Source organism: Microcoleus sp. MON1_C1, assembly GCF_036701945.1.
In the GTDB taxonomy this organism is placed as follows: Bacteria; Cyanobacteriota; Cyanobacteriia; order Cyanobacteriales; family Microcoleaceae; genus Microcoleus.
Genome location: NZ_JAUBRO010000037.1, coordinates 40145 through 57385 on the forward strand (window position 1 = coordinate 40145; position 17241 = coordinate 57385).

The 17241-nt window shown below is 47.2% G+C and carries 17 protein-coding genes; 6 read left to right on the forward strand and 11 right to left on the reverse strand.

Features of this window, described 5'->3' with window-relative positions:
* The first annotated feature begins 223 nt into the window (after positions 1-223).
* Entirely contained in the window at positions 224-940 is a 717-nt protein-coding gene (locus QUA62_RS20340; RefSeq protein ID WP_242728558.1) for a tetratricopeptide repeat protein, read from the forward strand.
* Positions 937-1164: an Osc7112_2153 family protein gene (locus QUA62_RS20345; protein ID WP_333406257.1), complete on the forward strand. Its 228-nt coding sequence runs from the start codon at positions 937-939 to the stop codon at positions 1162-1164. The genes QUA62_RS20340 and QUA62_RS20345 overlap by 4 nt, the downstream gene beginning before the upstream one ends.
* A gap of 282 nt (positions 1165-1446) precedes the next feature.
* Here the strand turns inward: QUA62_RS20345 and QUA62_RS20350 are convergent, their stop codons facing one another.
* From QUA62_RS20350 to QUA62_RS20385, 8 genes are all read right to left on the reverse strand, one after another.
* Positions 1447-2910 (reverse strand): IctB family putative bicarbonate transporter, encoded by a 1464-nt coding sequence (locus QUA62_RS20350; RefSeq protein WP_333406258.1) that lies wholly within the window; start codon positions 2908-2910, stop codon positions 1447-1449.
* A 214-nt stretch (positions 2911-3124) separates the two neighbouring features.
* Positions 3125-4012 carry a histidine kinase dimerization/phospho-acceptor domain-containing protein gene (locus QUA62_RS20355; RefSeq protein ID WP_333406259.1) on the reverse strand — a complete coding sequence of 296 codons (888 nt, stop codon included), beginning with the start codon at positions 4010-4012 and terminating at the stop codon, positions 3125-3127.
* A 157-nt stretch (positions 4013-4169) separates the two neighbouring features.
* Positions 4170-5612 (reverse strand): 1-acyl-sn-glycerol-3-phosphate acyltransferase, encoded by a 1443-nt coding sequence (locus tag QUA62_RS20360; RefSeq protein ID WP_333406260.1) that lies wholly within the window; start codon positions 5610-5612, stop codon positions 4170-4172.
* Between the two features lie 454 nt (positions 5613-6066).
* Positions 6067-8073: a ribonuclease R family protein gene (locus QUA62_RS20365; protein ID WP_333406261.1), complete on the reverse strand. Its 2007-nt coding sequence runs from the start codon at positions 8071-8073 to the stop codon at positions 6067-6069.
* A 312-nt stretch (positions 8074-8385) separates the two neighbouring features.
* The gene (gene rpsR / locus QUA62_RS20370; protein ID WP_006631377.1) at positions 8386-8601 is read right to left on the reverse strand and encodes a 30S ribosomal protein S18; all 216 of its coding nucleotides are present in this window, start codon (positions 8599-8601) and stop codon (positions 8386-8388) included.
* Positions 8602-8769: 168 nt separating this feature from the next.
* On the reverse strand, positions 8770-8958 hold the full coding sequence (gene rpmG, locus QUA62_RS20375; RefSeq protein WP_006631376.1) for a 50S ribosomal protein L33: 189 nt from the start codon (positions 8956-8958) through the stop codon (positions 8770-8772).
* Positions 8959-8996: 38 nt separating this feature from the next.
* Complete coding sequence (locus QUA62_RS20380; RefSeq protein ID WP_333406262.1) at positions 8997-9530, reverse strand: RDD family protein; 534 nt, start codon at positions 9528-9530, stop codon at positions 8997-8999.
* Positions 9531-9643: 113 nt separating this feature from the next.
* Positions 9644-9886: a DUF7219 family protein gene (locus tag QUA62_RS20385; protein WP_190658612.1), complete on the reverse strand. Its 243-nt coding sequence runs from the start codon at positions 9884-9886 to the stop codon at positions 9644-9646.
* A gap of 362 nt (positions 9887-10248) precedes the next feature.
* Between QUA62_RS20385 and QUA62_RS20390 the strand changes: the two genes are divergently transcribed.
* Positions 10249-11103 carry an SGNH/GDSL hydrolase family protein gene (locus tag QUA62_RS20390; RefSeq protein WP_190658610.1) on the forward strand — a complete coding sequence of 285 codons (855 nt, stop codon included), beginning with the start codon at positions 10249-10251 and terminating at the stop codon, positions 11101-11103.
* A gap of 123 nt (positions 11104-11226) precedes the next feature.
* Here the strand turns inward: QUA62_RS20390 and QUA62_RS20395 are convergent, their stop codons facing one another.
* The 3 genes from QUA62_RS20395 to QUA62_RS20405 all read right to left on the reverse strand — a co-directional run bounded on the left by QUA62_RS20395 (position 11227) and on the right by QUA62_RS20405 (position 15438).
* On the reverse strand, positions 11227-12126 hold the full coding sequence (locus QUA62_RS20395) for a DUF4436 family protein (protein ID WP_333406263.1): 900 nt from the start codon (positions 12124-12126) through the stop codon (positions 11227-11229).
* Between the two features lie 231 nt (positions 12127-12357).
* Entirely contained in the window at positions 12358-13854 is a 1497-nt protein-coding gene (locus QUA62_RS20400) for a carotenoid oxygenase family protein (RefSeq protein ID WP_333406264.1), read from the reverse strand.
* 129 nt (positions 13855-13983) lie between these two features.
* Positions 13984-15438, reverse strand: a complete 1455-nt coding sequence (locus tag QUA62_RS20405) for a folate/biopterin family MFS transporter (protein WP_190658605.1) — start codon at positions 15436-15438, stop codon at positions 13984-13986.
* Between the two features lie 148 nt (positions 15439-15586).
* Between QUA62_RS20405 and QUA62_RS20410 the strand changes: the two genes are divergently transcribed.
* From QUA62_RS20410 to QUA62_RS20420, 3 genes are read left to right on the forward strand one after another with little or no spacing between them, the layout of a single operon-like run.
* Positions 15587-16066, forward strand: a complete 480-nt coding sequence (locus tag QUA62_RS20410; RefSeq protein WP_190658604.1) for a hypothetical protein — start codon at positions 15587-15589, stop codon at positions 16064-16066.
* Between the two features lie 44 nt (positions 16067-16110).
* Positions 16111-16572, forward strand: coding sequence for a cupin domain-containing protein (locus QUA62_RS20415; protein ID WP_333406265.1), 462 nt, complete (start codon positions 16111-16113; stop codon positions 16570-16572).
* A gap of 6 nt (positions 16573-16578) precedes the next feature.
* Positions 16579-17214: a class I SAM-dependent methyltransferase gene (locus QUA62_RS20420; protein WP_333406266.1), complete on the forward strand. Its 636-nt coding sequence runs from the start codon at positions 16579-16581 to the stop codon at positions 17212-17214.
* The last annotated feature ends 27 nt before the right edge of the window (positions 17215-17241 follow it).

Here is a 17241-nt window from a genome sequence, read left to right on the forward strand (position 1 = left end):
TGAAAATATCCGGATAGCTTGTGGAGCGTCATGAATGATTAACCTATGCTCGAATACATCTGGGTAGTGGGGCATTACCCAAGCATTTGGCTGTGGACTGACAAACTCTTATGAGAAATAAGCTCAAACCTGAGTCATTTCGTAAGATTCTGATGCCATTAGGGTGGCAATTAAATCTGGCAAACAAAATATCGCCCAACTCTCAAGTTAAAAAATGCTAAAAATGACACCATTAGCTAACATTTTCAATGCCATGAAAGAGCCAGCAAAAAAGCATCAGAACTCCAAGTGGGGAGCCTTCTTACTGATGCTAGCAGTAGGCTTTGGCGGCTGGAAAATTGCTTTGCCGGAACTGGCATCTTTTTTTAATAATATTGCGTTTGAAAACTACAAAGCCAATCGATTGGCGGATACTCAACAAGCATATGAGTTAGCGCTCTGGGTAGATCCAAAAAGCCGAACAGCTCTTTACAATTTAGGATGGCTTTGCGAAGAGGTGCAAGATTTACAATGCGCCCGAGGAAAATATCTGCAAGCTGCAAAACTCGGTCTGCCTGCTGCTTACAGCAATCTGGCTCGATTATATATCGTCGATCAAAAAAACTATCCGGCTGCCGTTCACTTTCTGTGGCAAGGTTTGAAATTAGCGGAGGACGATCGAGTAAAATATTCTTTACTCAAAAACTTGGGATGGGCTCGGCTGGAACAGGGTCGATATTCAGAGGCATTGCAACATCTGGATGCAGCGATTAAACTTGATAGTGAAGGACCAGCAACTTACTGCTTAAAAGCGCAAGTCCTAGAAAAGATGAAAAATACTAAGGAAGCGCTACCGCAGTGGAAAATTTGTCTAAAGTATGCGGATTCTCAAGAATTCGATGAGGATATATGGATAGGGATGGCACGTCAACGATTAAACGAGGAAAAAACAAATAAATGAAACGCACAGTTTTGCTTTCATCAACCATACTGGCAATTATAACGGTACTGGAGCTAAGTCAAGCCTCAAAAGCAGTGCCAACTCCTCGGACTGTTAAATCTGCAGTTAATGAATCAGTCGAGATGCTGTTCAACTCGAGTCAGTCGATGCGACAGTGCAGAGATAAAAATGGTGGAAAATATGCGTGTCCGAGATTCATCATGCCTCCGGAGAGCGAAGAATAAGGCTTATTTTCAATAAATTTTGTAGAGTGTACCATCACCACTTTACAGGAACAGGTATGTAGTATGTAGTAGTAGTATGCCGGGTGCGCCGTCCGCACCTTATAGCATTTGAGATTTGAGATTAAGAATTGAAGAATTGGAAATAACTTATGGCTATAATGGTTTGCAGCTTGCATAAAGCTGCATTCTTTTTTTGCACTGATATAACATCTTAATAATTGCTGTATCGGCTATTGCTGGAATCCGCACCGGGCGGGGAGAAAGCCCCGCCAGCAATTCTATCTACTCGCCCTCCGTCAAAGCTGAATCTTGCTGCTGCTGATGCGAGTTGCTGTAAAAACTAGCAATAATCGCCACCATCAACCACCAAAGCATATTAACTTCCGGTCGGTACCAAACTGTATCGACAAAACCGTGGGCCATCATGCCGGCTAAAGTTGCGATCGCCCCAATCAACCAAAACCCCTGATTCGATTTGAGATTTTGGATTTGAGATTTGGGATTTTGGGATTCTTCCTCTAAACTAGAGATCTTAAATTGTGAATCCCGCAGATGTTTGATCTGCAACAAACCTTGATTGACGGTGACAGTCATCAGCCAAAGGAAACACATTAAACCGATAAAACCGGTTTCCACCGCAATTTCCAGCAGCACGGAATAAGCGCTCAAAGCAGTGAATTTCGGCTTCATATAAAGCGGATAAACTTTATTAAAAGCAGTGTTTCCCGGCCCAATTCCGAGAATTGGTCGATCGCGAATCATGTCAACCACCGCCGTCCAAACATTAATCCGAAAATTGTTGCTGCTGTCACCTCTGCCGATAAACATACTCGAAACTCGATCGCGCAGAGGCTCCACTAAAGCCACTCCCAAAATTAAGGCTCCCGCCAAACCTCCTAATCCTAACGGCAGCGCCCAAGTTCGCCAGAACCGAGGCATCAAAGGGCTGTACCAGTACCACAGCAGCACTAAAAATACCACCAGTAGAGCCACAAAACCGATCCAAGCACCCCGGCTGTCCGTGTAGCGCAAACACGCGCAATTCACCACCAGCATCGTCAGCGCTAAAATTCTTGTTCCCCATCCTTTCCACACAAAAAGTGCGGCGGCGCTCAATGCAATGGCTGGCAGTAAATAGGAACCAAGCAAGTTAGGATTTCCCAGAAAGCTGTAAACTCGCGTGACATTGGCTTGAGTAGAAGTCGGATCGTTCCAAGTAGCTAATGGTGGCACTTTGTCAATCCACTGCCGCACGCCGTAGAAACTGACAATTAAAGAGACGTTCAAAAATACGGCAATTAACCACGCTCGCCAACGGGGCGATCGCAATATCCGAGCCATCAGCGCAAAAAACAGCAAATACAGCGTTAGCTTGCTCCAACCAGTAGCAGCGGCGACTTTGACCGGCGACATGGCGGTTGCGACGGTGGCAATGCCCCAGTACAGCAGAACCAGCAAATGAATCGGTGTGAAGGGGATGTCGCGATCGTCCGAAACAGTCAGCAGCACCCAAAATGCAGCGCTAGCCGCCATCAATACCCCCACCAAGGCATTGTTTACAAACGGCGCAAAACCGAAAGTCAAGGCCAGCAAAACAAAACCCAAGGGTTCTGCCCACTGCATCAGCCAGCTACTTTGTCGCCAACTGCGTAAAGAGCCGATCGCCAAATTGAATAAATAACTTCTACTTTGCCACTGAGATAGCGGCAAATTTGCCAGAGTTAACTGTTGCCAAACTGAATTCATTGCTATTTTAGATTTGTACTTTGTAATCGGTAATTGGTAATTGGGAATTGGGAATCGCTAATCGCTAATCGGGAATTGGTAATTGGGAATTGATAATTGAAAAAAGTTGAGTTATTTTTCTTCCTTCTTTCAGCAGTTACGTCCTGTACACTGCTTCTTCCCTCTTCCTTCTTCCCTCTTCCTTTTTCCTTCTTCCTTCTTCCTTCTTCCTTCTTTACCCTTCCAACAATTCCGTAGCATTTGTGCAGGGCAGCCAGAGCACGTAGCGATATCCAGATTCCGGGGCTCCTTGAATTGAGAGTTGACCGCCTTGAATTTCCACCAACTGGCAGCAAAGCAGCAGCCCCAAGCGTTCCCGCGCCCCGTAACCAGCTAACACCGGTGCGGTATCCTCGGCATTCTGGGCCACCAAAGCCGCCAACTCAGAAAACGCCAGCGTTAATCGCTGCGAACCCTGTGTCGGGAGTTGCGCTTCGAGTCCGAGGGAGTCGGTTTCGGAGTGCGATGGCGAACCGCTACCAGATCCGGCCTTCAACAAGTAGTCGGTGTAGAGTTTAGCATGGGGCAAACTTTCCCCTAACCAAGGATGAAAAACCCAAACTCCGATGTTGATACCGTCTTCTTTCCGAGAAACGTGGACTCGAATCACGCTGCCTGCCCCAGCAGATTGAATAATGCTAAAAATTAAGTGGTGCAGCATTTGCTGAACCTTATCTTTATCTACCAGCCAGATGCGCGACCCGGGCCCCATCGACAAATTAATTTCTTGCTCTCGTCTACTTGCCGCCGACGACAGGATTGTCACAACCTGCTGGCACAAAGTTTCTATATCGACTGCGGTTCGCTTCAAGGTGAAAGCAGAATCATCTAGTTCTGCCAGTTCCAAAATTTCTTCAACTAGCGATCGCAAAGAGCGGCTGCTGTCTTGGATCACGTCAATATATTCTTTTTGCTTGCTCGTTAAGGGGCCATAAATTTCTTGTTTCAACACGCTTGCCATGCCGAGGACAGAAGTGAGCGGTGTGAGCAATTCCTGCGCTAAATTATTTAGCAGTTTTATTTTAATTGAGTTAGTAGACAAATCGATAGGTTTGTTAGTCATCGCTAATTTTTATTGGTTCATTGTCGAGCGAGCGTTTGCGGTTCATTAGACCTATTCCAAAAGTCTATAACAATCTGTTTATAATTCACCAGAAAAAAACGTAGTGAAGAAAAATATATATTCCTTCTTCCCTAGAAGCTCTTCCTTATCTGACTAATTAAGATTTAATCATTGCTTCTAAAGCTGATTGCAAGTCTTGAGTGAGTTCGGCAACTGCTAACCTGCGGCTGGTTTGATATCGATCCCAACGATCGCTCACTGATATGGGTTCGCCCACGGTCATTTGTACCTGCTGTTTGCCCAACTTCGGTCGGCCGAAAGGATTTCCCCCTTTGATGCGAGCCAGTACGTCCCACAGCAGTAAAGTTGTTTCTGCCAAACGTTCTGCTGTCAGTTGTTCTGCGACGTACCTGCCCGTGACGGACACGAAACTTTCTACAAGTCTCATGTGCCACATCCGAAGACTTGCTTCTTCAGCGAGGCGATCGGCTAATCCTCTTTCTAAGGGAGAAAGTGCTGCAATATCTTTGATATCTTCTCGATAAATATACTCCCAGCCTGCTTGTTCCACACGGCGGCAGCGGTCTATTAAACTGCCTTTGGGCTTCAAGTTAAAATATTCTTCTGCTACTTGCAAACCCACGTCTAACAGGGCTTTTAGTCGAGCCATCATTACTTCATTTCCCGAATCATTTCCCGTTTTTGCTGGTAGCGATAATGATGTTAAAATAGATGTTTCAGGCTGTAAATTTTTATGATAAAAACGGCTGTAAAACTCTTCCATTACTGCTAGCAAATGGCTGCCCAGTCGAATCAGGCGCAGATATTGGAATTTGTGATTGTGGTTTTCGGAATCGGGAGCTGCAGTCTCTAAATTAGCGATCTCGGTGCGTTCTAAGGGTGGCAGTCCGCAATCAATTTCTAATTGAGTTAAAAGTTTTTCTAGGGGTTGCCAAGGTGGGTTGACATAGCGGTATTGAATGCCGATCGGCACAATTAAAACTTTTTCAGTACGTCCGGCTTTCAGCAAATCTTCAACGCACCAGAAACCCATTTGAGCAATTCCCGGTTCGAGGGGACTAACTATTTCATTGTGACCGTTGGTAGCGCCTTCTGGGGCGGCGGCGATCGGGAATTGGCTGTTGGCAAATAAATCGCGGGCCGATCGCAATCCGGCGCGATCGATTTTACCCCGAACAATCGGAGTGCCACCGAGTTGGGAATACAACCAGCCGACTCCCGCACCGGCCCACAGGGGAATGCCGCGATCGTAGATAAAGTGGGAATGTACCGGGAATTGCAGGGGAATGCCTTTGGCGCGCGCTGCCTGGGGAACGAGTTTCCAAATTAGTTGTCCCAAACAGTAGGGATCGTCTGAGTTGGGGTGGCGGAAGGCTAGCAAGAAGCGAACTTTCTGATTTTGAAATTGGTGGAATAGTTCGGCGAGGGTTTCGACGTTTTCGGCTTGAACCTGGCTGATACTCGTCCGAAATCGCAGCCACCAGGGGAATATTTGCTTACAACCTTGCATCACTAGAGGGTTGTAGGCTGGGGGTATGAATTCCAGCGGCGGCTGAACTTGGCTAATTGAATTGGGCATTTTGCGATTTTAAATTTTAGATTTTAGATTTTAGATTACTAGGCTGCGGTAAAATTTTCCAATTTTTATGATGCTGAAGTTTTTTTTATTAACCGCAGAGGACACAGAGGACACGGAGGAAGAGAGGAGATAGCAAAGCGTGTCAATTTAATGTCAAAAGTATTACCGGTCTTGGATTGAATATCATGTCCAGTCGATCGACCCCAATATTTGGGTCGGGGCGGGTTTACGGGATTTCTGGCTTATATTACAGCTCGGGGGTGAACTAGCCCTGACAAGAATTACGATTATTTTACAGGACTAGATATGAAACCATCATCTTTTTTACCCCCCTGCCCTTGACAAGGGGGATGCGAGGGGGTCAGAAACTCGACTAAAAACGAGATTTATCCTCTGTTTCAGCCTTCAACACAGATTTTTGCAATCCAAAATCTAAAATCTAAAATCTAAAATCCTATTGCGCGGCTTCAAATATCATTTCTTGGAAGTTAATGACATCCGATCGCGGATCGCAGTGGGTGACTTTGACTTCTAGCCGATCGCCTATTGCGACCGATCGACCAAATCGCATTGCCAATTCTAAACCCAACTCTTCCAATAAAATCAATCCGAGATTGCTGTCTTCTCTCAGCCAGCGCAGCATTAAAGCTTCCCAAACTTCGTCTGGGTTGCGCCGCAAATATTCCAATCCCCAATAGCGGTTAGTTTGGCGTTCGACTGTGGATGCTTCTTTAACTGCGGTGCCGAGGCACATCACAATGTCCTGTATTTCTTCAGCAGAAAAAGGCAGTGGTTCGCCCCGCAGGTGGGCTTTGATTTGGAAGTGAGTCAGCAAGTCGGTATAGCGGCGGATCGGGGAAGTAACTTGAGTGTATAATTCCAAACCCAAGCCGGCGTGGCGTCCGGGGGTGAGGCCCATTTCGCTGCGGGGCATACACCGACGCACGGCGCAAGCGCGGGCGGGGCCTGCAGGTACGGCCAGCAGTTCTTCATCGGGAGGGAGTTCGGGCTGTGGCTGATAGCGGTAGGGTATTGGCAGGCTGTGAGCTTGACCGTAGCGGGCGGCTAGTTCGCCGGCTAAAATCATCATTTCGGCTACTAGCATCCGGGCTGTGGAGTCGTCGATGACGTGGATTTTGATGTCGTCGCCGTTGACTTTGATGACTGATTCGGGCATGAAAATGCTGATTGCGCCTTGGGCTTCCCGCCATTTTTGGCGCAGTTTGGCCGCAGAGGCGATCGCTGCTATTTCCGGTTCTGCTTCAATTCCCAACTCCAGCATTTCGTCTACGTCATCGTAGGTCAAGCGGTAGGTGGGTTTTATGGTGCTGATGTGGATGCTGTAATCTTGAGCCGCGCCGATTTCGTCTAAGGTGACGCTGAAGCTGAGCGCGCTGCACTCTTTGCCTTGAATTAAACTCATCGGCCCGGTTGCCAAAGCTGGGGGAAACATGGGAATCATTCCCGTTGGCAGGTAAACCGTAGTGGTGCGCTTTCTGGCTTCGAGGTCGAGTTCGTCTCCGGGGGAAAGCAAGCGGGTGGGATCGGCGATGTGTATCCACAGGCGCTGCTGGCCGTTTTCGAGGAATTCTAAGCTGAGGCCGTCGTCGATTTCGGTGGTGCTTTCGTCGTCGATCGTGTAAACCTTGAGGTGAGTTAAATCGAGACGATTTGTGTCGGAGTCGGTTGGGGGATTTTCTAGGCAGCGTTGGGCCACTTCTAATACCTTTGCGGAGAATTGTAGGGGAATTTGGCTGCGCCGCAAAAACAGGTTTTCGTGGGTACTCCAGAGGCCGAGATCGACGAGGAGGCCAAATGCTGCTTCGGGGTTTTCGGACCGTTGTAAGCTGGCTAAAGTTTCTAAGGCTGGGGTGCGGTGCGTTGCTTCTTCTCCGAGGAGGGCAAAGCGTTCTAGGGCGTCGAGGCGAGTTCTGTCGCTATTTTCCCAATCTACATTTTCCCCTGCCAGCCGCTGTTTGACTCGATCCCAAAATCCTTGGGATTCTTGGTGTCGCTGCTGTTCTACTTCCTGCTGGTGTTTGATTTCGGCTACTTGGGCGGCGGGTCGCGGTTCGTAGCGATCGCCCTTTTGTTTGAAATACAGTTTGTCTGTTGATAGCAAACAGTAAGCCGCGTAACACTGGGCCGCACTGCGCTCGGAAAATAGCAGCATTGCCAGGGATTCGGGATCTGCTGTTTCTCCGTCACCGACTAAAAGTTCCCAAGCGACTTCCAAACTCGACGGATCTGAGTATGCTTCTACTTCTTTGAGAAATTTGGGAATATCCGAGGGTTTGTAAGTTTCTCCGACTACTTCGTAGGTGATTTGTTTGGGCGGTATGCTGTGCGGTTGACCGTTTTCGTCTACCACAACCCAGTTTTTCTTGCCGTCGGGGCGATCGGCAACTGCCAGACGGCGGTCGCCGTGCACTCTAAATTCTACTAACGTTCCCTTCTCCACTTGCCAGCTTTATATTTGAGATTTTGGATTTTTACCGTGGCCACTTATCGAGTTTCGAGCTTGCGATTTTAGATTTTGGATATTGGCAATTTTTCTGGTCAATTGTGAAAGTTAAAATCTAAAAAGTTGTTCTTTCTTCTTGCTTTTTTTTAACTTTTGACTTGTGATTAAGACTTGCGCTGCAACGACTCTTAACCCTATTTCGCGATTATTTCGCTGCATTCTTGCTGCACTCTTAATGACAGAAAGACGTTCTTTTCGCGCAAGTCTTATTCCCAGTCCAAAATCTAAAACCCAAAATCCCAAATCCTGTTAACCTTCTTGGTTTACGAAGGGCATCAAAGCTACAATTCTTGCTCTTTTGATGCTTCTGGTCAGGTCTCGCTGCTGTTTTGCCGTCAAACCGGTAATCCGGCGGGGCAAAATCTTACCGCGTTCTGTGACGTATTTTTTGAGCAAATCAACATCTTTGTAGTCGATCGGGTCTCCTGGTTTGATTGGCGAAACGCGCCGGCGAAAGTAAGTCATGGTTTGTTGTTTGTTTACTGTTGTTCTTGGACTGTTGACTGTTAGTTTTTAGTTATTAGCCGTTAGTTGCTAGCCCTCAGGAAAGCATTGGTTAGTTATCTGCTTTTCGCGCGTCAATATCAATTGCCAACAACTGATGACTGATGACTAAGGACTAATGACTAATCACTACTTGATCTCTTTGTGGGCAGTGTGGCTGTTGCAATGGGGGCAGAACTTCTTGAGTTCCAGCCGCGCCGTCGTGTTGCGACGGTTCTTGGTCGTGGTGTACCGAGACACGCCTTTCGAGCGTTTGCTTACGTTTGTACGGCACTCAGTACACTCTAGAGTAATTATGATGCGGACGCCTTTAGCCATAATTCTAAATAAATTTCGACTAATTTAAACACAATTTATTATCTTCTCACATTGCTCTGCACTTGGTCAAGCAATCTTCTAACTTTGATGTCGAGCGAGTAGCCACGGCGGGCTCCGACGACGATCGTCCCGCCGATGCGATCGTGGAAAGCTTGGGGAAACCTTTCGGCGGAGGTGAGGGCAACGCTACAGTCGATCGCCAGGGGCAGCATCAGCAGCAAGACGGCGGCGTTGGTAGATGTGAGCCCAGCTATACCTGCGAAGGCTAAAGCCACGCACAGGCCCAGCAATGCCTCGCGCTTGCACAGTTCTTGTACTCCAGGAGTCCGTTGGAATCTGGTATCGGCAATTTTCATGTCCAAGGCCCAGCGCCCGAGACTTTGACCTTGGTTTTTCCTGACGATAGGTACGCGCAGGATCAGCCACAGCAGGACAAAAAATATGGTTTGGACGATGGCATTAGTGCCCAGAAGCAAACTGGGCAGCCAAACTGCTATTCCGTCGATGCAGAGGGCCGCAGCGCGGCGGCCGACGGATACTTTGGGAAGGAGAGGAACTAGGTCGGAACTCATAGGCAAAAAGGTCGATCGCCACTAGCTACTTTTTCATTTTTCATCTTAAGCTGTGGAATAATCGATCGCCACCAATGGTGCCTAAATCAACGTCAAAGCCAACCGCTAATTATTCAAGCGGAAAATGGATTTTCGCCAATTCCCAACTGCTTTTTCGACTTTTCTACCTGTTCCCACAGTGTTTGGATCTGAGTAAATGCCTGTTCCACAGAGATTTTACCGTTAGATGTCAAGGAACTTATGTAACCCACTCGCTGAGAAAACTCTTGTAAATTCGCATTAAATACCAAATTCTCTGGCTTTACTTCACCGTAATAGCGATTTTGAGGATATAAAAAATTTGAATTTGCTACCATTGCTTTAACCTCGCATGAAAACTTGTTTCCTGAACTAATCAATAATATTGTAAACCGCGATCACCTGCTAAAGTTGTGCTGTAAGTAGCAGAAATCATGTGACATTGGGCGAACTTTTTTGTGATGGCAATTACACCGACAGATGAGGAAGACAAAAACCTCAGTAATTTCACGTGTACAATTTACGCAGGCGGGGTCAACAGCTAGGTTTACGGCTTAACGCTTATAACTGCGGATTTGGCGTCGAAACCAGGTTTTTGTTAGTCTTAGGACTGAGTTATTGAAATAAGTGACAAAAAAAACCAAAATCGATAATATTATTGAAGCCATAAATAGTTAGACTTTGAGTAAAAAACCGCATAATGTCTGCAAATGCGCGATCGCCCCGTCCCAAACCCCGGCTGAGGCAAGCTTTAATTAGACTTGCCATCGCCGTAATTGCTGCTATTATCGCCTTCAACATTCCTCACTCCTTAATTCCCGTGTTTAAAGAATCCGTATCCGAAGCAACGCCACCACCAGAAATCCAAAACGTGCTCGCCGGCAAGCGCAAAATTGTCACAGTGGGCGACAGCATCACCGAGGCAGGGAAATACCCCGGAGGTTACGTTTGGCTGCTGCAACGCTATCTGAATGCCCTTTATCCCGATCGCAAAATCGAAATCGTCAACGCCGGAATCTCCGGTAACAAGGCGACTGATATGCAAGCGCGCTTCCAGAAAGATGCGATCGACCAAAAGCCAGATTTAGTGATGATTAATGTCGGAGTAAACGACGTTTGGCACGCTTTCTTCGACTTCCAAAACCGTCAGTTTTATCCGCAAGGCAAGTTGCCCAAGGGAGTGCCACTGGCAGAATATCGGGAGAAAATAACTCAAATGGTGCTGGCTGCAAAAGCTGCAGGAATTCGAGTTGTACTGCTTTCTCCTACTCCGATCGGCGAAATTCTCGACGGCCCAGAAAATCGCAGGTTGCAAGAGTATATTGCCGCGATGCGAGAAATTGCATTGCAGAATCAGTGCTTGTTTATCGATTTGAATGGGCCTTGTCGGGAAGTTATCGGCACGTATCAAAAACACGCCGGCAAGACTCTGAATTTGTTAGCCGCAGATGGAGTTCATCCCAATCCGTCGGGATATCGAATTATTGCTTTTACTATCTTGCGCGGTTTGGGCGTACCTGCAAAGGATATTGAGAATTTGGAAGTCAAAAATTGAATCTTTGAATTTAGTTAACTGTTGACTGTTGGCTGTTGACTGTTAATTTAAAGTATCCAGGGTAAAAGCCCCCAGATTTATCTCTGGGCTAAATTCTTCAAATCTCAAATCTCAAATCTCAAATCATTCAATTGGCGGATGATACCGCTTCAACCAACAACTACCGATAATCACCAACGCCACCACAACAATAATTTCCGTCCAAAAAAACGACAGAAAATCACTTGCAGTTCCCACCGGCGGCACTCCCGGTTGAGCGTTGCGAATCGCGGGAAAAGCAAACAGCATCACAGCAGTCCAGCTCAGCATTCCCACTTCCGGCAACTTGCCCGATTTCATCACTTTTAATGCTAGTAAAAATGCCATAATTGACAACACCCACATGATGACAATAATCACTAAAGCAAAGAATTTGACCGGGAGCGATCGAGTTGCAGAAACATCAATATAAATAAAGATAGAGGAATTCTCCTCCATCGGCTTATAACTAATGTCGAAACCGGGAACGTCGGCATTAAAATTAAATTTAAGTGGCACGGGATTCAGTTCAAATGGAGCAAACTTTTTACCAATTGAAGGCAGCGGGTCGAGCGAAATAGCTACTTTAGCAATGTGCTTGTCAAACGGGTAATTGTTAATTTTTCCTTTGACTAAGTTAAACTTCAATGCAGGAACAATCATCGGTTTGCCTTCTTTAAAGGTAATTTCCGAATCCTGTACATTTGCGCCGTTAACTGTCATTAACAAGTCTTGAGCCGGGTAAGTTGGTCCTTTTTTATAGATACCTTTGAGTTCAAACTGCAAGCGGGTTTCTAATTCGTTCTTAATGGGATCAACTGCAATTACCGTCATTTTGACCTCAACCAAGCCTTTGGACGCTACAGCGCTTTCTGGAGAGGGATTGTAAGGCTCTTGGGCGTTAGCATTGTGAGAGTAAATAGATAAGATGATTGCGAAAAGTGCGAGGAAAGTGCCAATTAAAATAAGTATTTTTTTGAAATTAAATGTGTTGATAGTTTGCATCTATTATGATATTTTTCATCTGGAATAGTTGTTAGCACTCTCCGCAGTCCGCCAGGGGTTTAAACCCCTGGCTCATAGCTAAAGTCGGTTGAAACCGACTAAAGAAACTCGATCGATAATAAATGTTGGTTTTAGTCCTCTTTTAGAGGCTTTCGCTGTGAGCCGGGGGTTTTCAACCCCCGGCGGGCTGTGGCGCTCATCGGCGCAAGAACCAGGCGAATCAACGAGCAACTACGAACCGATAGGAAGCAGTACATTTGGTGTGAAACTTCCGTGCAAACCGTAGGGAATGTGCTGTTTTAAATGCAAGCGCGCTAGGGGCCCTTTGGTGATGTCGCGAGCATCTAAAATCACTAAGGTCGATCGATGATGAGCTGCATCATACATTAAAAGCAGCAGCCAGCCGTCATCCTCAGCAACAGCATCGGGACGGAGAACAAACACCGGTTCCCCCGCAAAACCGCGTGGTGCCGCACTCCAAATTTGCCTTTCACCAGTCACGAAATCCATTTTGAGGATAGCTTGCAAAGGAGCATTTCCCGTGGGAGCATCAGCAGCACCGATGTAAAGATATCGGTAAGGTTGTCCCACATTATTCGGATGCAAAGTTGGAAACTCGCAGCACCTAGTTTCAACAACTTGATGCTGCACCGTTTTGTCTTGCAAATTTAACTTAAACCGCCACAATTCGCCCGCTGGAACGCTGTCAAAATCAACCTCGCGAAAATCGCCGTCCGCCTCTACAGTGGGAAATGATTCGTAACAAACTGAGTCAACAAAAACTTCGTCTCCTTCTTCCCATGCGTTGCAGTGGTGGAAGACAAAACAAGGTTCGGTTTCTAATATCTTTACCTCGTCAGTGCCGTTGCGGGGAATTAAAATTGCTTGCGTTGGCTTGTTTGGCGAAAATTGAATGCACTGGGATGCACTCCGAAATCCTAACACGAAAAGCAGCGGATTGAAGCTGACGGGATTTTGGAAGAATATGCAGTAATTCGGGGTAATTACCATGTCGTGCAGGAAGGCAAAACCCGGTATTGCATGGGCGTGACGCTGCAAAAGTTTACCGCTTTCGTCGAGTTCGTAAATCGTGATGGTACTCGACAAACCGGGCTTGACAGAAAAGTTTACTAATCTGTCTCCTTTGCCATTTTTCCCTTTTTCAATTCTGGGGTGGGCGGCGAAGGCTTCACCGGGTTGTAAAATGCCGTCTAGGGTGTCTAAGCCGAATGTTTCTAAGGTGCGGGGGTCGAGTCTGTAGGGTGCTGCGGCTTCCCAAAGCGCTAGCAGTTTGTCGCCCCAATAAATGATGTTGGTGTTGGCAATGTTTTTGATTTTGACATCAAAGATGTTGGCTAGCCAGCCCCCTGGCTTCTGTGTGCCGAAAACGCCTCGGTGGAGAATTTTTCCGGCTTCTTGTTCGGCGAGATAGCCTTCTGTGCGGACGAATCGGTTGCGGAAATGGGCGCGGCCTTCGGATATTGCGATCGCACAAACCATCCCGTCACCGTCAAACGGGTGGTGGATGCGCTGGCCGTTGACATCCAATAATCCGGGCCCGTTGCGAAAGAATGTGCCTTGCAAGCCGGGGGGGATTTCGCCTTCTATGTCGTCAATCCAGTAGTCTGATTCGTTGGGTTGGGATTCGTAGCCGCGCTGCCAGTCTGTGCGATCGTATGATACCTTTTGGGCGGCTGTTTGAGATGGGGAAAGTTGTAAGTTTTGCATTGGTGTTACGGGAGCGAATTTTTTAACCGCAGAGCACACAGAGGGCGCAGAGAGAAGGAAATTGGGAGAATGGGGAAACACAGTTAAATTCATCCGTGTATCCGTGTCAAAATCCCTGTGTGCGTTCCTTTATTTGCTATCTGCCGTGCGGCTTTGTGACCTTACTGTCGGTACTAAGTCGGGAAAGTATTCGGGCATGAAATGCTGTCCGCCTGGTTTGGAACTGCCCAGTTCTGGTTCTAATACGGGAAGAGACTTTTGATAGTTTGGATCGCCGCTTTCTGTACTCTCGGCGGGCAGCCAATTTAAGAACGGTAGGGGCAGAAGTGTGGAGAGGTTTGTGATTATCACTAGCAGCCAGAGGTTATCGAAATTGCGATCGGTAATTCCTAGCAAGTGGGTTAAAAGTGCACCGCCTTCGTGGGACAAAAGTCCTGCTAAATTGGTGATTGACATCAACAGTGCAAATAAAGTTGCTTCGACGCCTGGGGGACACAAGCGGGCGGAGAGTACCAGCACCGGCATATAAGCAATTTGTCCGATTACTGTCAGGATCAGGCTGTCTCCGATGCTGAACCATTGATCGTCAATTCCTAAAGCTCGGTTCGCATGAGTTACTAATAATAAAGTAGTCATGCCCAAAGCAGTCGCAAGGACGGTTGACCAGCCAAAAATTACTCGAAATGGAACTGTTTTGAGGAAGCGCTGAAACACCCAGACGCCGGCGAGGGCGGCAATGCTGGTAACGAAGCGCACTCGGCCGAGAAATTCTGGTGGAAAGCCTAATTCGTTGGTGGTGAAAAAGAAGAAGGCGGAGTCAGAGCTTGGGGTGGCTTGCAAGAGGAAGAGAAAGGCGGTGGGCAGCCAAATTGTTTTTTGGGTAACAGCTTGCCGCAGTTGTTTTACTTGGTCTTTGACCGTTTCAAAGTCGCTTCTTTTGTCGGTTTTTTCTTCGGCAATTAACCAAGCTGTTGCTGATACAATTAGCGGGAAAGATGCGGTGATTAAAAATATTGTGTGGGTGCTGAAGTGTTGCAGCAGGGAACCGCTGAGGTAGGCGGTAATTAGTCCGCCGAGGGCTGCAGCGCCCCAAGACAAGGATTGCAGGGAACCGGCGTCGGTAACGGATTCTTTTCTGGCCCTTTCGACTACCAGGGAGTCGGCGATTACGTCGCTGACGGCGAGGGAGAGAGAACTCAGGGCGATCGCGCCTGTAGCTGCAAGCGGTGTGTGTACAATTGTTGCGAGGCTCACCCATGCTAAGGTGCCCAGCAGCCCGGAGAGGACGATGTAAGGGCGTCTGCGGTAGCCGAATATCGGCAAGCCGTCCGACATGAAGCCGAACACGGGTTTGATAATCCAAGGCAGGGCGACGACGCCCAGCATTGCCGAGACTTCTGCCGGACTCATGCCGAGTTCGTCTTTCAGGAAGAAGCTGACGGCTAAGCGGGATAGTCCGAGAATGCCTTGGACGAAGTAAATCACTAAGATGGCTATGAGTTCGGGAGTTGGCTCATTCCCAAAGAATACTTTTTCTTTTAAAGATTCTTTGAGTTTGCTGACGCCGGAGGGGGAAACGAGCATTTGAGCAATATTTCTTAATGAATCTCAATATTTATAACACATTCTTAATGAGTTCCGGGAACTGTCGCAGGTGGGATGCGAAAGTGACGGGAAAGTGGCAGGTAATATAAAATTATGATGAGCTCGAATTAAAGGATTTTTGGTAGCAATGAAAGCAGAAATTAGAGTTGTCTTTCTCGCAGCGGCTTGGATTTTAGGAATGGAGGCTAATTTAGCCTCAGCAATACCTGTTGCTAACAAGCAAGGTGATTATCCGGTGCCACCTGCGCGACAGCGGGGCAACAGGCAGGTAAATTGGTTGGTTGTGGACTCGGATTCTAAAGGGTTGAATTGCCGGATGGCTCAGAGATTTCGATCAATTTCTGTAGACGGTTTGGATGCGCCTGCTGAGTTGTTTGAAAGAAATAAACACAATGTTTCGCAGTGGCCTGTCGTGACTACGTTTAGACGGGGGGAACGCTTGCAAGCGGTGACAGGAAATAATGCCAATCAAATTATGATTGCTGACTCTCAGGGCAAACCTTGGCTGCCGATTTCAACGGATAAGGGTAATTGTTTTGTGCGGGCTAATAGCAGTTTTATTAAACCGATTCGGGAAAATCCTACTACTTTGAAACCGTTAGAATAGCTGATTTTTTTTGGATAACAGTGGGTAGATGAAAGGAATGTTTTATGATTATCGATCCTAAAAATGTGCCGGAAATTACGGGTTCCAAGTACCCTCAGCAATTCCAATCTGCTGTTGCGGGGAGAGTTAAAAAACGCTTGGGCGATGCTGCCGGATTGCAGAATTTTGGGGTAAATTTGGTGAGACTTGCGCCGGGAAGTTGTTCTGCTCTCAGGCATTGGCACACCCGGCAAGATGAGTTAATCTATGTTCTGGAAGGGGAAGTTACTCTGATTACAAATTCGGGAGAGCAAGTGCTGAAACCGGGTATGGCGGCGGGTTTTCCGGCGGGGGATGCAGATGGGCATCATTTAGTCAACCGCTCGAAGGGAGAGGTTGTTTATCTGGAAATTGGCGATCGCACTCTGGGAGATAGTGCCGAATATCCCGATGACGATCTAATTGCAAAAGCTAACGGGAATAGTTGGATTTTTACTCGCAAAAATGGCGAGGTTTATGAGAGTTGAAAATTTATGAGTCAAGTGAATCTTTGGACTTCAGCGGAACACGCTTTGTGGTATCTTGCTAAAGCTGATGGAATTCCTCACCGCACTGAAGGTGAAGCGGTTTTGTTGGAGGAAGTGCCGAAAAATGTTAAGCGAATTCTGGATGTGGGCACGGGAGACGGGCGGTTGCTGGGTTTGCTGAAGTGCGATCGACCAAATGTTGAATGTGTGGCGATCGACTTTTCGCCGACAATGCTGGAAAAAGCCAGAATTCGCTTTGCTGATGACCAGAATGTCACGGTAATCGAGCACAATTTTGACGAATCGCTGCCGGATTTGGGCAAATTTGATGCGGTTGTTTCTAGTTTTGCGATTCATCATGTAGCAGACGATCGCAAACGTTCGCTTTACGCTGAGATTTTCGAGCTTTTGGAACCGGGAGGCATCTTTTGCAATTTGGAACACGTAGCGTCCGCAACTCCCGCTTTACACGAGAAATTTCGAGAGGCGCTGGGTATTAGTCACGAACCCGAAGATCCGTCTAATAAATTGCTGGATGCCGAAACGCAACTGCGCTGGTTTAGAGAAATTGGTTTTACAGATGCAGACTGTTATTGGAAGTGGCGGGAACTCGCTTTATTAGTTGGGGTGAAACCTGTTTAGAGTATTTCGTGAAATTCGCAGATCCGG

Bases quoted from the DNA above. Each gene is read 5' to 3' on its own strand.
- QUA62_RS20340 (WP_242728558.1), top strand. From the start codon at position 224: ATGACACCATTAGCTAACATTTTCAATGCCATGAAAGAGCCAGCAAAA.
- QUA62_RS20345 (WP_333406257.1), top strand. From the start codon at position 937: ATGAAACGCACAGTTTTGCTTTCATCAACCATACTGGCAATTATAACG.
- QUA62_RS20350 (WP_333406258.1), bottom strand. From the start codon at position 2,910: ATGAATTCAGTTTGGCAACAGTTAACTCTGGCAAATTTGCCGCTATCT.
- QUA62_RS20355 (WP_333406259.1), bottom strand. From the start codon at position 4,012: ATGACTAACAAACCTATCGATTTGTCTACTAACTCAATTAAAATAAAA.
- QUA62_RS20360 (WP_333406260.1), bottom strand. From the start codon at position 5,612: ATGCCCAATTCAATTAGCCAAGTTCAGCCGCCGCTGGAATTCATACCC.
- rpsR (WP_006631377.1), bottom strand. From the start codon at position 8,601: ATGACTTACTTTCGCCGGCGCGTTTCGCCAATCAAACCAGGAGACCCG.
- rpmG (WP_006631376.1), bottom strand. From the start codon at position 8,958: ATGGCTAAAGGCGTCCGCATCATAATTACTCTAGAGTGTACTGAGTGC.
- QUA62_RS20380 (WP_333406262.1), bottom strand. From the start codon at position 9,530: ATGAGTTCCGACCTAGTTCCTCTCCTTCCCAAAGTATCCGTCGGCCGC.
- QUA62_RS20385 (WP_190658612.1), bottom strand. From the start codon at position 9,886: ATGGTAGCAAATTCAAATTTTTTATATCCTCAAAATCGCTATTACGGT.
- QUA62_RS20390 (WP_190658610.1), top strand. From the start codon at position 10,249: ATGTCTGCAAATGCGCGATCGCCCCGTCCCAAACCCCGGCTGAGGCAA.
- QUA62_RS20395 (WP_333406263.1), bottom strand. From the start codon at position 12,126: ATGCAAACTATCAACACATTTAATTTCAAAAAAATACTTATTTTAATT.
- QUA62_RS20400 (WP_333406264.1), bottom strand. From the start codon at position 13,854: ATGCAAAACTTACAACTTTCCCCATCTCAAACAGCCGCCCAAAAGGTA.
- QUA62_RS20405 (WP_190658605.1), bottom strand. From the start codon at position 15,438: ATGCTCGTTTCCCCCTCCGGCGTCAGCAAACTCAAAGAATCTTTAAAA.
- QUA62_RS20410 (WP_190658604.1), top strand. From the start codon at position 15,587: ATGAAAGCAGAAATTAGAGTTGTCTTTCTCGCAGCGGCTTGGATTTTA.
- QUA62_RS20415 (WP_333406265.1), top strand. From the start codon at position 16,111: ATGATTATCGATCCTAAAAATGTGCCGGAAATTACGGGTTCCAAGTAC.
- QUA62_RS20420 (WP_333406266.1), top strand. From the start codon at position 16,579: ATGAGTCAAGTGAATCTTTGGACTTCAGCGGAACACGCTTTGTGGTAT.